Genomic DNA, 12764 nt, shown 5'->3' with positions numbered 1-12764 from the left:
TATACACCTGTAAATACTGTATTTTAGGAGAATTTTATCATGTCGGAAATTCTAGGAACGGCAGGCAATGATGAATTAGTTGGCGGACAAGGCGGTGATTCTCTATTTGGTTTAGAGGGTGATGACACTATTTTTGGACAAGAAGGAGACGACTTTATTTTTGGGAATCAAGGGTTAGACTTTATCGGTGGCAGCGAGGGAAATGATATTATTTTTGGAGGAAAAGGAGATGATTTTCTTGGTGATATTGGTGGAGGAGATGACCAATTTTTTGGCAACCTAGACAATGATTTGCTAAACGGAGGAGAGGGTAACGATCAACTATTTGGGGGTCAAGGCGATGATCGTGTATTTGGTAGTGGAGGAAATGATTTAGTCTCAGGAGATAAAGGAGATGACATTTTGATTGGAGTTGACTTGGAAAATATCACGAACCCAGGATTGGGTGAAATTGATACTTTAGTTGGCGGTGAAGGAAGCGATCTCTTTACTTTGGGGTTTGATTCTCCCTCTTATTATGTGGGTTCGGGAAATAGTGACTTTGGATTAATTACTGATTTCAACGTAGCAGAAGATTTAATTTTTGTAAGTATAACTGATAACTTAACGGTCAGTGATCTTGACCTCGCTGAGTTTGGGTCGGGAGCGGGTATTTTTAGCCAAAACGGAGATTTGATTGGGTTGGTTCAGGGTGTAGCGGCGAATCAACTGAGCTTTGATCTTAACATTATTCGCGCATAAATAAGAATGAAAATTGAATGACTTCGATACTTTATTATAGAAAAATGTCAACCCCAACAACAATTAAGTCCACCACCAAGGGCGGACTCTTAAAAATATTGCACTGCTGGTAATTAAAATAATACTCTAAGGTTCTACAATCACCGTTGTTCCCATTTCAATTTGAGAAAATAAGGCAACAACATCTTCATTTCGCATCCGTACACAACCATGAGAAGCAGCGCTCCCAATAGAATTAACCGTCGGCGTTCCATGAAAGCCAATGGTATCTTTACCATCAGTCCAAAAGCCAATCCAACGCAATCCTAACGCACTATTCGGCCCCGGTTGGGTGACTTCTCCCGTCCAGGGATTTTGCCAAGTGGGGTTTTCGACCATTTGAATCACTTGAAATTCACCTGTTGGGGTTTCCCAACCGGGTTTTCCCACCGCTACCGGATAACTCGCTACTTGTTGATCATTGCGATAAACAAAAACTCGCCGTTGAGCTAACCGCAATACTAACTGCATTTTGGGTTTTCCGAGCGGTAGAAACCGAGACGGATCATCTAACCCTGGTAAAGTTGGATTTAACAAATTTGAGGGAATCACCGCCGCTCGGGTCGATGTCCCTTGAGCAACATTTGAACTCGTTGGAGTCGAAGCCCCCACCTGAGATGAAGCCATGATCGAAAGCATGAAAGCACTCACACCCACCTGAATCAAACGTTGAAATCGATTTTGATTAACTTTAAAAATCATAGAATTGAACTCCTCACCAAATCAAAATGGAAAAACGACAACATCGTTAGTTTGAGGTTCCTCGCCACTGAGGTTTGTAATTAATGTAACTTACGCGCGCCCCCTGCTTAAAACTTGTAATCCGTTACTCCAGACTTCCATCACTTTAACCGGATTTTTTTTATTTTTTGAGTTCCTTTAATGCTTCTTGTGTCTTTTTCACCCCTTCGCTATCACCCTGTTGTTCATAAAGTTTAAGGGCTTTTTCCAAAGCGGCGATCGCTTGTTGATCTCGACCGCCTCGACCTTTGATCGCCATTCCCAAGTGATAATGAGCATTAGCATTTTCAGGAACTCGATTAATCACTCGCCGAAAACTAACAATTGCCCCGATATATTCCTCTTTTTGTAACTGGATTTCTCCAATTGCCACATCCGCTTCAACTAAATCTGGATTAAAAGCTAAAGCGCGTTGATAAGCTTCCATCGCCGCATCCAAGTCATCCTGAGATTTCAGCACTTCCGCAATTTGAAACTGAATCTCCCCATCGCGAGGACTCAAGGCTGCGGCTTGTTCAAAGGCTGTAATCGCCCCCACTTGATCCCCACTTCGCAATAACGCCACCCCAAGCTTAATTTGAATACTCGCTTCATTCGGTGCAAGTATCGCTGCTTGTTGCAGGGTTTCAATCGCTTTGGGGGTATTGTCCTGACGCAACAACGCCATCCCCATTGAAGCATAGGCTTGCCAATTATTGGGGTCTGATGCAATTACCATTTCATAGGTTGTGACTGCACTCCCATAGTCACCTTGACGGAATAAACTCACCGCCAACCCCAAATAGGCATTGAGATGATCCGGTTTGAGACTGATGGCTTTACGATAGGCATCAGCGGCGCCGCTATAATCTTCTGACTTGACCAAACTATAAGCTAAACCATATTGAAAATCAGGATTCTGGGGGTCAAGAACGAGTGCATCTCGATAAAATTTAGCTGCCGCTTGGTAGTTGCCCCGCAAGGCTTCTAAATAAGCAATCCCAGAGTAAATTTTGGGATCACTGGGATCAAGTCCTGCCGCTTGTACATAAACCAAAACAGCTTCATCAATCTTTCCGGCATCAACTAATTCGCGCCCTTGTTCGAGTAATTGGTTAAGCTGGTCAGTGGATTGAGTGTTAGATTGAGTGTTGGCTTGAGCAACAACTTCAACCGAATGAGCCATCTTCGGTGTTACAGTGGCGACAAATGCGACTAAAATACTACTGACAATCAATCGAATCGGTTTATACACGGCCTGTTTAGTGTGAGTGGTTCTAGAGTCCTGCACGGTTTCCATTGCGAACGATATCGGTCACAATATTGTGACTGATGTTGATGATAAAACAGTTCATGCCGATCAGGAATAAATCGGGGTGATGTTTTTAAGTTTAGGCTTGATATCGCCCGACGAACAATTCAAGCAACGGCTTCCGTACAGCGATGGATTAATTCTATAACCGTTGGTCAATAGAGCAGATTGATTAATCTGTAGAAGTGTTCCCTGGGATGGTTTGACATGAGTGACGAACAAGATGTTTTAGCGGCTAATACTGCCTTTTATCGGGCTTTTGAGAAAAAGGATATTGAAGCGATGAGTGCGATCTGGTCAAAAGGAACAGCGAGTCTGTGTATTCATCCGGGACGAGATGTGATTCGGGGGTGGGATGGAGTTCGGTCTTCTTGGGAACAAATTTTTCGAGGAACTCAGTATTTAGAGATTAATACAAAAGTGATCTCGACGGAAATCAGTGGGGATTTGGCTTATGTGGTTTTAGTTGAAGAAGTCATGCAAGTTTTGGGTCGGCGACAGATGAAAGCGGAATCAATGGCGACTAATATTTTTACTCGCATGGCAAATCAATGGTATCTGATTCATCATCATGGTAGCCCGATTATGAGTTAATCTAATTTTTTTAAACTCGCAGGTAATGGCGAACGTTGGTTGAGTTTATAGCCTCGTTTTTTAATCAGTTTTTCCAGTCGTTGAATTCGATTTTGGGACGGGGGATGAGTTCGTAAAAAGTCAATATTGTCTCCTCTATCTTCGGCTTTTATCCGTTCAAAAAAGTCGGTTGCACCTGCAACATGACCATAATTTTCTTGGAGTAAGGTTAAGCCAAATTCATCGGCTTGTCGTTCTTGGGATTGGGAAAATTGGGCGCTAGAAATGGCAGCCGCAAAAGACTCTAAACTGCCAACATTCGGAAAAAAAAGTGATAAAACCGTTTGGATAAATAGACTGCGACTAATTCCCCGTAAATGATCGCGATGGGCGAAATGACCGAGTTCATGTCCTAATATCATCATTAACTCGTTTTCTGACTCGACTTGATTTAATAACCCCTCAAAGATGACAATGTGATCGCCTGGAAGGGCGTATGCGTTAATGGTAGAATCGGGAATATATAAAACCCGATAATCTCGGTTTTCAAGTTCGGAGTCCAAATGGGTTTCTAAACGGTCTAAAAGTTGGTTTAATGTGGTTTGAGTCGCTGAAGGTTTAGCCTGACGTTCAAAAGCAGGAACCACCAACCGTCCGAGTTGTTGTTCAAATTGCGGGGGAATCAACCAAACCAACTGTTCAAACAAGAACCATAAAGCCACAATAGTTGCAATGATAAATCCCCCAAAAATTGCCAGTAAAATTAATAACTGTCGGTTGCTTGGGGGTGGATTTCTAGAACTAAATTCGGGTTCAGACATAGAGACTATCTTATTTAAAACGCTTTAAAAACTATTAATTAAAAACTCATTAATTTCCACTACTTTTGAGCGGTCGGAATGGATCTAAAAAGTTCAGAAGTGAGACTAATTGACGAGATTGAATCCAAAGTTTACCTTCACCTCGAAAGCGACAAACTAACCCTTCCCCGCCCAAAATTCCGGTTTTTAAGTTCTTAAATGATAAACCTCCAATCACTTCTACATTGTAATCTAGCGTATCTTCAAACGCCACAATATAACCCGTATCAACAACATAATCCCCCTCAACCGGAATCTCTAAAATTCCCCCATAAGAACTTAACCAAATATCCCCTTGTCCCGTCGCCCGAATTAAAAACAAAGATTCCCCACTAAAAAACCCTTTAAACCCTTGAAAATTGGTATCAATATTCACCTCATTTCCAGAAGCCACAAACCCAGAAGACTGAATCATCAATCCCTTTCCATTCAAATAATAATGCTGAATATCACCCGGAATACCCGGAGAAAGAAACAACTGTCCCGGTTTATTTTTAGCCGTAAATTCGCTCAGAAAAAGCGACTCACCACTCAACATTCTTCCCACCCCTTTCATCAGTCCGCCTTTCATTTTAGACTGCATTTTAATACAGCTATCCATCGCCGCCATCGCCCCGGATTCCACCACAACGGTTTGATTGGGTTGTAAGTCCAATCTCAACGAAGCATAAGAGGGAGAATGTTCAATTTGATAAGCAATTTTATTTTGCATTGTTTCAGTCCCGATTGATTTTATAATTGTCAATTTTGGATTTTAAAACCTAACTTTCTTTCGCGGGTAAACGCGGCCCAACCAACTGTCCAAACGCCGTCGAATTATGAGTTTGACAATAGAGTTTTCCCTGTCCTCGAAACCGACAAACCAAACCTTCTCCCCCTAAAAATGCACCAATCCAACTCGAACCGGATTTAGTAATTTCAAAGTTTAACGTTTTTTCAAAAGCAACAATATGACCCGTATCCACAATATATTCATCCTTGACATCTACTTCATAAATTCCCCCAAAAGAGTTAATCAAAACATCTCCCTGACCACTCAAATCTAACCAAAAGATATTTTCACCCGAAAACAAAGATTTAAACCCTTGAAATCCTAAATCAATATCAACATCTGAATGACTCGCTAAATAAGAAGTCGCCTGTACAACCAACCCCGAACCCGCAACTTGATAGTGCAAAATATCGCCCAACAGCTTCGGGGCTAAAAACACTTCTCCCCCCGAAATCGGAGAACGAAAAACACTCAAAAACAGCGATTCTCCCGCAACCATTCGTTTGAGTCCGCCTAAAATTCCGCCCCCTTTTCCTTGTCGTAAAGTTGTGCTAGTATTAATAGATTCGCTCATCGCCACCATAGCACCCGCTTCAGCAACTAATTCTTCGCGAGTTTCGAGTGTCACCCGAGCAATTGCACAGTCTGGCTGTTGTAAAATTTTGATTTTCATAAATTGCGTCCTGTAGTTTAAATTAACGACATTTGGGACTGAGAAACTTCACTAATCCATCAATACTGCGAGACTGTAAATATATCACCCCATTCCCTCGAAGTTTATTAATAAATCCTTCCCCAGAAGTCAGAGAGCCTAACAAACCTCCCGCTAACCCAACACCCATTTTAATTCCCGGTTCGTAGGCAACTAAATGACCATTATCAACAATAAATTCTTGGGTAATTTGTTTTGGAGTAATGCCGCCATAAGCCCCAAAAAAGACTAAACCCGGGCCTGTTACTTTCAGCTTAAATAACCCTTCTCGCGCAAACCAACTCGCCAATCCTGCCCATCCCACACCCAGTTTAACGGCTTTGCTACTGGCAATATAGGCTCCCGGTTCCGATCTCAAAGTTCTTGTCCACGTTGCAATTCTACTGCTACAATATCACCGATAGTTGCCTGAGACAGAACGACCTCTAAGGGTTGATTCGTTTTATTGGTAAATGTATTGACAAATAGCGATTCTCCACCCAATAAATTTTTAATGAAAGCAGAGAAAAATCCCCCCGAGAACGTAGTCTTGATCGAAACTTTACCCTCCATCCCGACCATTGCTCCCGCTTCGGCTATAATACTGTCACCCGGTTGTAGGGTCATAAAAAGGGTAGCAAAGGCAGGTTTGTAACGAATTTCATATTCCATCACAGGGACTTCCTTTTGTTAAAATTTTAGTCTAACTACAAGTTAGCGAATCTCGTTTCCTGAAAATACAAGACTTTACAAAAATTTGATAAAAAACACCATGTCTTATCCTCGTAAACAATTCGCTCAACACTGGCTTCGTAGCCCAACAGCTTTGAACCAAATTGTCAAAGCCGCCCAATTATCAACCGATGATCATCTTTTAGAAATTGGCCCTGGAACGGGAATTTTAACCGAACGTCTGTTAACACTGGCTCAAACTGTTTTGGCTGTAGAAATTGATCGAGATTTATGCAAAAAATTAGTCCAAAAATTTGGCAAACGTGACAACTTCCTACTTCTACAAGGCGATATCCTCACCCTTCGTCTAGAAGACTACCTACAAGATTTTTCCCAATTTCAAAACCCCAATAAAGTAGTCGCTAATATTCCCTACAATATTACCGGGCCAATTCTGGAAAAACTCTTAGGAAATATCGCCCAACCGAATCCTCAACCCTATGATTTAATGGTATTATTAGTTCAGAAAGAGGTTGCTCAACGTCTCTGTGCGGGGCCAGGTTCTAGAACCTTTGGGGCGTTATCGGTGCGAGTTCAATATTTAGCAAAATGCGAGTTTATTTGTGATGTTCCATCCAAAGCCTTTTATCCACCTCCCAAAGTTGATTCTGCGGTGGTACGGTTGCGTCCTCGTTCTATAGAACATCCGGCAGAAAGTCCTAAACATCTCGAAATGGCGGTAAAATTGGGATTCGCCAGTAAACGTAAAATGTTACGGAATAATTTACAAAGTGTGATTGATCGCGATCAATTGACCCAAATTCTGGAACAATTAAAAGTTAATCCCCAAGCTCGTGCAGAAGATTTAAGCGTTGAGCAATGGGTGAGTCTCAGTAACCAACTGGTTCATTTAACCTCTTAAAACCCCCATTTATTCTCATGCGTTCTTACTCCCTGATTGCTCCTGCCAAAATTAACTTATACTTAGAAATTATTGGTGATCGCCCTGATGGTTATCACGAACTGGCGATGGTTCTTCAAAGTATATCTCTGGCTGATAAAGTTGACATTCGGCCGATAGAAATTGATACAATATTTGTTCAATGTAATCACGCCGCAGTTCCCAACGATCAAACGAACTTAGCGTATCGGGCGGCAGCATTGATGGCGCAACAATTTCCCGAGGCGATGGCACAATATGGCGGGGTTGAGATTACAATTGATAAACAAATCCCTGTCGCAGCAGGTTTGGCGGGCGGTTCAACCGATGCGGCGGCGGTGTTGGTGGGGTTAGATTTACTCTGGAAATTGGGACTGACTCAGGGCGAATTAGAAGACCTTGCCGCCCAAATTGGTTCTGATATTCCCTTTTGTATCAAAGGCGGAACGGCTTTAGCAACGGGGCGAGGTGAAGTGCTTTCGCCGTTGGTTAATTTGGATAACTTGTCTGTGGTGTTAGCCAAATACCGCAGTTTGGCTATTTCGACCCCTTGGGCTTACAAAACTTACCGGACTCAGTTTGGCGATACCTACGTTAGAAAGGCGGAAGATTTACAAAGTCGGCGTCAACGAGTACACTCAGGAGGAATTGTTTCGGCTATTATGCAGCGAGATCGCGCGAAAATTGGTCAACTTCTACACAATGATTTAGAAAAAGTGGCATTACCCGAATATCCCGAAGTTTTGCAACTGCGAGAAGCGTTTGCATCTCAAAATGTATTGGGTACAATGATGTCTGGTTCCGGGCCTACCGTGTTTGCATTAACCGAATCCGAACGGCAGGCTTTAGAAGTAGCAGAAACCGTTCGCAACCAACTGGCAAATCCCGATTTAGACTTCTGGACGGCTCAACTGAGTTCAACTGGAATTACCCTAGCCTAGTATTCTTAGTTTACCTTATTTTTTATCAAAAATCAATGAGCGAATCCCCTTCTAAATCTAACCCTGAATCTTCTAAAAACAACCTCGACGGCGTGACTCCTTTTCGGTGTTTAAGTAATGCGGCTGTCTTGGGTAGTATTGCCACAGCGCTGTATTTTTTAACTCAATCTGTCGCCCAAACCTACGCCGCCAAACCCATTCATTCCGATAATATTGCAGTCGTTCAAATGTCCGTCACAGTGCGAACTTTAGTCACGGGTTTATGTATGATGGGAACGGGTGTATTTGCCTTTCTCACCTGCGGATTAATTTTTGTCGCTATTCAACTCTCAATTCAGCGTATTTTCAAACGAGATACCCCCTCATCTGATGCTTAAGCTGTATAAGTATCAAGTCTATTTTACAGCTTTTAAACAACTATGTTAATTCAATTTAGTGTAGAAAATTATCGTTCAATTCGAGAAAAAATAACGTTCAGTATGGTAGCGTCAGAGGATATAGAAACGCTACCCAAAAATACTTTTGCTGTTCCGGGAAATGAGGAAATTCGTTTACTCAAAAGTGCTGTAATCTACGGGCCAAATGCAGCCGGAAAGAGTAATTTAGTTAGAGCGATGTATACCCTGGAAAATATTGTCTTACAATCCGCGAAAGGAATGGGCGGGAGTCGAGATAAGCTACCCATAGAATCATTTAGATTAGATACAGAATCCAACCAAAAACCAACATTATTTGAGTTAATCTTTATCTGTGAAGAAGTTCGTTACGAGTTTGGAATTTCTCTAGATCAAGAAAGAATTTATGAAGAATGGTTAATCGCTTATTTTGACAATGAACAACAAAATTTGTATGAGCGAAATTTTATCCCCGATCATCGCGAATTAAAACCAGACTATAAACAGTATAACTGGAAATTTGGAGAATATCTAGATCTATCAGAAGAAAACAGACTCATTAAAAATTTAGTTCGTCGTAATTCTTTATTCTTATCTCATGCGGCTCAAAATAGTCATCCTCAGTTAGAGAAAATATATAATTGGTTTGGAGATAACTTTAATGAAGATCAGTTTAATATTTTCAGTCCAAGCTTTCCCGGTGGGGGATATACAGCAGCAAGAAGCTTAGAAGATCATGTTTTTCGCAAGGAAATTGTCAATTTTTTACAAAAAGCAGATCTTGGAATTTCAGACTTTAGAGTAAAAGAAAATTTGATATTACTAACAGAAAAAAGTTCTATTAAGATTATTCCACGAGCTAGTGTTAGTGAAACTGAAGGAGATGAATTATTATACAAACAGAATAGCCGTGTGCAATTAGACATTATCACAAGCCATAAGATGGTAGATTCTGATGAAGAAAGAGAATTCTACATGGTGGAACATGAATCAAAAGGAACACAACGCTTATTTGAGATAGGAGGACTATGGTTAACCGTTCTAGAAAGGGGAGAAATATTGGTTATTGATGAAATGGAGAGCAGTTTACATCCAATATTATCAAGATTTTTAGTAAAAATGTTTAACAATCCAGAGATCAATAAAAATAATGCTCAACTTATTTTTACAACTCACGATACAACATTTTTGTGCGATGACTTATTTAGACAAGATCAAGTTTGGTTTGTTGAAAAAGAAAAGATGAGCATCACTCGCTTATATTCTCTACTTGAATTTCAGCCCAAAGAAGATGAATCTCTACAAACTGGTTATTTATTAGGTCGATATGGAGCCATTCCATTTATTGGAGGGTTTAGTTTTTAATCATGTCACGACGGGGGAAATCTACAGATAAATTAAAGAGAAATCGTGGACAACGAAAACCCAGAAAGCTTATTTTGATTGTTGTAGAAGGAAAGGAGACAGAATATAATTATTTTAACGATCTTAAAGCAGAACTTAGACTACCAACGACTGAAATTAAATTACATTCGGGTTCGGGTGGTGATCCTTGTCAAATTGTAGAGAAAGCTAATTCTTATCAAAATCAAATGACATCAAAACCAGATGAAATTTTTTGTGTATTTGACCATGACAATAAACCAGAAAAGTATGAACAAGCTATTAAAAAAGCACAAGATTATGGTTTTGAAGACTCTATAACCTCTATTCCCTGTTTTGAAATTTGGCTACTCTTACATTTTAGATTTACAACTCGTTCATTTCAAAATTGTTCGGAGGTTGAAACTCAAGTTCAAAGAGAGTTAGTCAATACAAGCTCAGTCAATAAAACAACAAATTATGAGAAATCTCAAGACTACTACAATTTACTAAAGGATAAACTTAATCAAGCGATTGAAAACGCTGAACGTTTAGAAAAAGAACAGCAAGAAATGGGTCAAGTTCATGCTAATCCTTCTACAAAAGTTCATTTATTAGTAAAAAAACTGCAAGAAGAAAAAGCCAAAGTTCCTTAGCTCCTCAAACGTCTCTAAATTTAGAACATTTTTTTAAACCTCATCTTTTCTGTAAATTTTAGTGAAGTATTTTCTCCAAAAACCCTAAGTATCTATACTTGAAACTCTAGATAATATAAAGTTTTATCTCATAAACATTAATTTAATCTAAAGAAAACCCAACCTAACCGAATTAATTTTCTACGCTAACAGAATATAGAGCTACTATCAAATTAGGAGTATCCTAACGATCGCTCATCAAACCCATACAACAGAACACGACAATACCGTAATCGGCTTTTTAATAGCTTTTATCCTGTTGTTGTGTGTATTCACCTTTGTGATCTTGATTGGTATCTTTTAGCCCATTTTCAGAGCATAATCAAGGTTTCAAGTAAAATCTAGTGAGCATTTTGACGGATTGAACTTTTCGACCTGGTTTTGACTCAAGCAGATTTAAACAGTTTCTTTATTCAACCTCAACAATGCTCAATGGAATTATAAGTTCGAGAAAAAATCAGAGAAAACATCTCAACACAATTGGAGTTTTAACAAATGAATACGAATCAATTCTTAAGCTGGATCGATGCTGGTGAGAAAAACTTTCCGGGGATTTGTTTACATGGTGTTAATTTAAGTGGAGTTGATCTCAGTCAACTGAATTTAAGTCGAGCGGATCTTAGTGGTGCGGATCTCAGTGGTGCGAATTTAAGCGGAACCGATTTAAGTCAAGCAAATTTAACCGATGCTGATTTGAATAAAGCTGATTTACGCAGTGCAAATCTTAGTCAAGTGAACTTAATTGGAGCGAGTTTAATTGAAGCAAATATGGGACGAGTTAACCTCACCCGTGCAGATCTTCGCAGCGCCAACTTAACCAACGCTGACTTAATTGGTGCAATTCTAACTGATGTAGAACTCAGTGGCGCAGATTTAACCAACGCCAATATCAACGAAGCTGAATTGAACCAAGGAATGTGTTGTGTGGGGGTTTCCCATGATTGGGTAAGCTGGTCAGGTGAATAGAGAATTCCGAAATCTTGCTTAGACTAGAATTATAATATTAGGGACGGAAAATATTTCTGTCCTTTTTTGGTGTTTGTATGATAAAAAATAAGGGGTGAATCTCTCAAAACTCATCAATTCAAATTAAGGAGTTTCATGGCTGGTAGTCAAATTAACGCCGATCTTTGGTTAAGTGATTATCTTACCCCTTGGGATCTCTACGCTCATGGGATCACTCGTATTCTCACCTGCAAACAGACTCCCTATCAACAAATGTATGTTGTCGAAACGGATACCTATGGCAAAGCCTTAGTTTTAGATGGGAAGTTACAGTCAACCACTGGCGATGAATTTCTCTATCACGAACCCCTTGTTCATCCGGCTATGATTTATCAGGGTGAACCTCGAACAGTTCTGATTTTGGGAGGGGGTGAAGGTGCGACGTTACGGGAAGTTTTGCGCTGGAAAACCGTTGAAAAAGTGATGATGATTGATATTGATGGGGAAGTTGTCGAGGCTTGTCGTCAGTATTTACCGGAAATGAATGCGAATACTTTTGATGATCCTCGAGTTGAACTTATTATTGGAGATGCTTTTGAATATTTGAATAAAATTAAACACCCTTGGGATGTGATTATTTCTGATCTTTCTGAACCCGTCGAATCCGGGCCATCTTTTCGGTTATTCACTCAAGAATATTATCAACAATTGCGTGATTTGTTAACTCCAGGAGGTGTTTTAGGGGTACAAGCGGGATCGACTTCTGTGCTGAGAATAAAATTTCATGCCCGTCTAGCCAAAACCCTCAGTCAAGTCTTTTCGAGCATTCATCCTTATAGCAGTCATGTTCCCAGTTTTGGTGAAGCTTGGGGGTTTATTTTAGCCTCTGAAAACGAGATTAACCCTCAACCCAATCCAGAAGAAATTGAACGCTTATTAGCTGAAAAAACCACCCAAGAATTCAAAATGTTAGATGGAATTACACTCCTGGGAATTCTGCAAACTCCCGCTCATATTCGCACCCGGATCGCTAACGAAACTCAAACCTATACTCTCGCCAAACCTCCGACAGATTTTGAACAAAATTTATTGGGTTAATTCGCTTA

Annotated in this window: 16 protein-coding genes; 9 read left to right on the top strand and 7 right to left on the bottom strand. The window is 40.2% G+C overall.

Annotated elements, in window-relative coordinates:
• The first annotated feature begins 39 nt into the window (after positions 1-39).
• Positions 40-741: a calcium-binding protein gene (locus M595_RS13505; protein WP_023066853.1), complete on the top strand. Its 702-nt coding sequence runs from the start codon at positions 40-42 to the stop codon at positions 739-741.
• Positions 742-867: 126 nt separating this feature from the next.
• On the opposite strand, the gene M595_RS13500 is transcribed toward M595_RS13505, so the two are convergent.
• Together M595_RS13500 and M595_RS13495 are read right to left on the bottom strand one after the other, a co-directional pair.
• Positions 868-1482, bottom strand: a complete 615-nt coding sequence (locus M595_RS13500) for a L,D-transpeptidase (protein ID WP_023066859.1) — start codon at positions 1480-1482, stop codon at positions 868-870.
• 160 nt (positions 1483-1642) lie between these two features.
• A complete protein-coding gene (locus M595_RS13495; RefSeq protein WP_023066864.1) occupies positions 1643-2755 on the bottom strand; it encodes a tetratricopeptide repeat protein in 1113 nt (370 codons plus the stop codon).
• A gap of 264 nt (positions 2756-3019) precedes the next feature.
• Between M595_RS13495 and M595_RS13490 the strand changes: the two genes are divergently transcribed.
• Complete coding sequence (locus M595_RS13490; protein WP_023066868.1) at positions 3020-3406, top strand: nuclear transport factor 2 family protein; 387 nt, start codon at positions 3020-3022, stop codon at positions 3404-3406.
• On the opposite strand, the gene M595_RS13485 is transcribed toward M595_RS13490, so the two are convergent.
• From M595_RS13485 to M595_RS32885, 5 genes are read right to left on the bottom strand one after another with little or no spacing between them, the layout of a single operon-like run.
• On the bottom strand, positions 3403-4206 hold the full coding sequence (locus M595_RS13485; protein WP_023066846.1) for a M48 family metallopeptidase: 804 nt from the start codon (positions 4204-4206) through the stop codon (positions 3403-3405). The genes M595_RS13490 and M595_RS13485 overlap by 4 nt on opposite strands.
• Positions 4207-4255: 49 nt before the next feature.
• Positions 4256-4957 carry a TIGR00266 family protein gene (locus tag M595_RS13480; RefSeq protein WP_023066839.1) on the bottom strand — a complete coding sequence of 234 codons (702 nt, stop codon included), beginning with the start codon at positions 4955-4957 and terminating at the stop codon, positions 4256-4258.
• Between the two features lie 49 nt (positions 4958-5006).
• Positions 5007-5690 carry a TIGR00266 family protein gene (locus tag M595_RS13475; RefSeq protein ID WP_023066878.1) on the bottom strand — a complete coding sequence of 228 codons (684 nt, stop codon included), beginning with the start codon at positions 5688-5690 and terminating at the stop codon, positions 5007-5009.
• 22 nt (positions 5691-5712) lie between these two features.
• On the bottom strand, positions 5713-6087 hold the full coding sequence (locus M595_RS32890; protein WP_023066832.1) for a TIGR00266 family protein: 375 nt from the start codon (positions 6085-6087) through the stop codon (positions 5713-5715).
• Positions 6084-6380 carry an AIM24 family protein gene (locus M595_RS32885; RefSeq protein WP_023066813.1) on the bottom strand — a complete coding sequence of 99 codons (297 nt, stop codon included), beginning with the start codon at positions 6378-6380 and terminating at the stop codon, positions 6084-6086. Before M595_RS32885 ends, M595_RS32890 begins: the two co-directional genes overlap by 4 nt.
• A gap of 100 nt (positions 6381-6480) precedes the next feature.
• Between M595_RS32885 and rsmA the strand changes: the two genes are divergently transcribed.
• From rsmA to M595_RS13435, 7 genes are all read left to right on the top strand, one after another.
• Positions 6481-7302, top strand: a complete 822-nt coding sequence (gene rsmA, locus M595_RS13465) for a 16S rRNA (adenine(1518)-N(6)/adenine(1519)-N(6))-dimethyltransferase RsmA (protein WP_023066831.1) — start codon at positions 6481-6483, stop codon at positions 7300-7302.
• A gap of 17 nt (positions 7303-7319) precedes the next feature.
• Positions 7320-8261, top strand: coding sequence for a 4-(cytidine 5'-diphospho)-2-C-methyl-D-erythritol kinase (ispE, locus tag M595_RS13460; RefSeq protein WP_023066869.1), 942 nt, complete (start codon positions 7320-7322; stop codon positions 8259-8261).
• A 35-nt stretch (positions 8262-8296) separates the two neighbouring features.
• Positions 8297-8638, top strand: coding sequence for a DUF3082 domain-containing protein (locus M595_RS13455; RefSeq protein ID WP_023066848.1), 342 nt, complete (start codon positions 8297-8299; stop codon positions 8636-8638).
• Positions 8639-8680: 42 nt separating this feature from the next.
• The gene (locus M595_RS13450; RefSeq protein WP_023066850.1) at positions 8681-10021 is read left to right on the top strand and encodes an AAA family ATPase; all 1341 of its coding nucleotides are present in this window, start codon (positions 8681-8683) and stop codon (positions 10019-10021) included.
• A gap of 2 nt (positions 10022-10023) precedes the next feature.
• The gene (locus tag M595_RS13445; RefSeq protein WP_023066837.1) at positions 10024-10674 is read left to right on the top strand and encodes an RloB family protein; all 651 of its coding nucleotides are present in this window, start codon (positions 10024-10026) and stop codon (positions 10672-10674) included.
• A 534-nt stretch (positions 10675-11208) separates the two neighbouring features.
• Entirely contained in the window at positions 11209-11679 is a 471-nt protein-coding gene (locus M595_RS13440; protein ID WP_023066866.1) for a pentapeptide repeat-containing protein, read from the top strand.
• Between the two features lie 135 nt (positions 11680-11814).
• Positions 11815-12756 (top strand): spermine/spermidine synthase domain-containing protein, encoded by a 942-nt coding sequence (locus M595_RS13435; RefSeq protein ID WP_023066860.1) that lies wholly within the window; start codon positions 11815-11817, stop codon positions 12754-12756.
• Positions 12757-12764: the final 8 nt, after the last annotated feature.

The sequence above is a fragment of the Lyngbya aestuarii BL J genome (assembly GCF_000478195.2).
In the GTDB taxonomy this organism is placed as follows: domain Bacteria; phylum Cyanobacteriota; class Cyanobacteriia; order Cyanobacteriales; family Microcoleaceae; genus Capilliphycus; species Capilliphycus aestuarii.
Note: the sequence above shows the minus strand (reverse complement) of the source record. Positions and strands in the feature narration are given on the sequence as shown.

Excerpts from the sequence above, each read along its gene's own strand:
- M595_RS13505 (WP_023066853.1), top strand. The coding sequence starts at position 40 with ATGTCGGAAATTCTAGGAACGGCAGGCAATGATGAATTAGTTGGCGGA.
- M595_RS13500 (WP_023066859.1), bottom strand. The coding sequence starts at position 1,482 with ATGATTTTTAAAGTTAATCAAAATCGATTTCAACGTTTGATTCAGGTG.
- M595_RS13490 (WP_023066868.1), top strand. The coding sequence starts at position 3,020 with ATGAGTGACGAACAAGATGTTTTAGCGGCTAATACTGCCTTTTATCGG.
- M595_RS13485 (WP_023066846.1), bottom strand. The coding sequence starts at position 4,206 with ATGTCTGAACCCGAATTTAGTTCTAGAAATCCACCCCCAAGCAACCGA.
- M595_RS13480 (WP_023066839.1), bottom strand. The coding sequence starts at position 4,957 with ATGCAAAATAAAATTGCTTATCAAATTGAACATTCTCCCTCTTATGCT.
- M595_RS13475 (WP_023066878.1), bottom strand. The coding sequence starts at position 5,690 with ATGAAAATCAAAATTTTACAACAGCCAGACTGTGCAATTGCTCGGGTG.
- M595_RS32885 (WP_023066813.1), bottom strand. The coding sequence starts at position 6,380 with ATGGAATATGAAATTCGTTACAAACCTGCCTTTGCTACCCTTTTTATG.
- rsmA (WP_023066831.1), top strand. The coding sequence starts at position 6,481 with ATGTCTTATCCTCGTAAACAATTCGCTCAACACTGGCTTCGTAGCCCA.
- ispE (WP_023066869.1), top strand. The coding sequence starts at position 7,320 with ATGCGTTCTTACTCCCTGATTGCTCCTGCCAAAATTAACTTATACTTA.
- M595_RS13455 (WP_023066848.1), top strand. The coding sequence starts at position 8,297 with ATGAGCGAATCCCCTTCTAAATCTAACCCTGAATCTTCTAAAAACAAC.
- M595_RS13450 (WP_023066850.1), top strand. The coding sequence starts at position 8,681 with ATGTTAATTCAATTTAGTGTAGAAAATTATCGTTCAATTCGAGAAAAA.
- M595_RS13445 (WP_023066837.1), top strand. The coding sequence starts at position 10,024 with ATGTCACGACGGGGGAAATCTACAGATAAATTAAAGAGAAATCGTGGA.
- M595_RS13440 (WP_023066866.1), top strand. The coding sequence starts at position 11,209 with ATGAATACGAATCAATTCTTAAGCTGGATCGATGCTGGTGAGAAAAAC.
- M595_RS13435 (WP_023066860.1), top strand. The coding sequence starts at position 11,815 with ATGGCTGGTAGTCAAATTAACGCCGATCTTTGGTTAAGTGATTATCTT.